Origin of the sequence: Pseudomonas sp. EggHat1, from assembly GCF_014892995.1 — a bacterium.
Taxonomy (GTDB): Bacteria; Pseudomonadota; Gammaproteobacteria; order Pseudomonadales; family Pseudomonadaceae; genus Aquipseudomonas; species Aquipseudomonas chaetocerotis.
In genome coordinates, this window is sequence record NZ_JACKQK010000048.1 from 1 (window position 1) to 520 (window position 520).

1 rRNA gene is annotated in these 520 nt (G+C 56.9%); it reads right to left on the reverse strand.

The annotated features are described in order from the left end of the window. Positions 1-382: 382 nt before the first annotated feature. Positions 383-498 (reverse strand): 5S ribosomal RNA (gene rrf / locus INS93_RS24630). Between the last annotated feature and the right edge of the window lie 22 nt (positions 499-520).

Below are 520 nucleotides of genomic sequence, written 5' to 3' on the forward strand. Positions count from 1 at the left end.
CCGCCAACAGAACAAATTCACGCCTTATCGACATAGTGCTGCGCTCCGGCCACGGCATCACTCGATCTCCCGATTCGATGAACTCCGTAAGCCTAAATGCGTTACCTATGTCTCCCGACACCCGTTACCTATGTCCCCCGGCTGAACACCGTGCGCACCAAGATGACTGCACCCTGAGCGCAGCGCGCAGCGCACCCTACGCGAAGCGTTGTTTTCCAGCGCACAAAGAAGAAACCCCAGACCGCGTTAGCGATCTGGGGTTTCGTATAGGAGCTTGACGAGGGCTTGGCCGGCACCCCGGGACTCTCACCACCACGCGCCATTTTTTGCGCACATAGAGGAACGCCCAGTCTGCGTTAGCAAACTGGGCGTTCGTATAGGAGCTTGACGATGACCTACTCTCACATGGTGAAGCACCACACTACCATCGGCGATGCGTCGTTTCACTACTGAGTTCGGGATGGGATCAGGTGGTTCCAACGCTCTATGGTCGTCAAGCAATTCGGTTGGGATGTCGCGG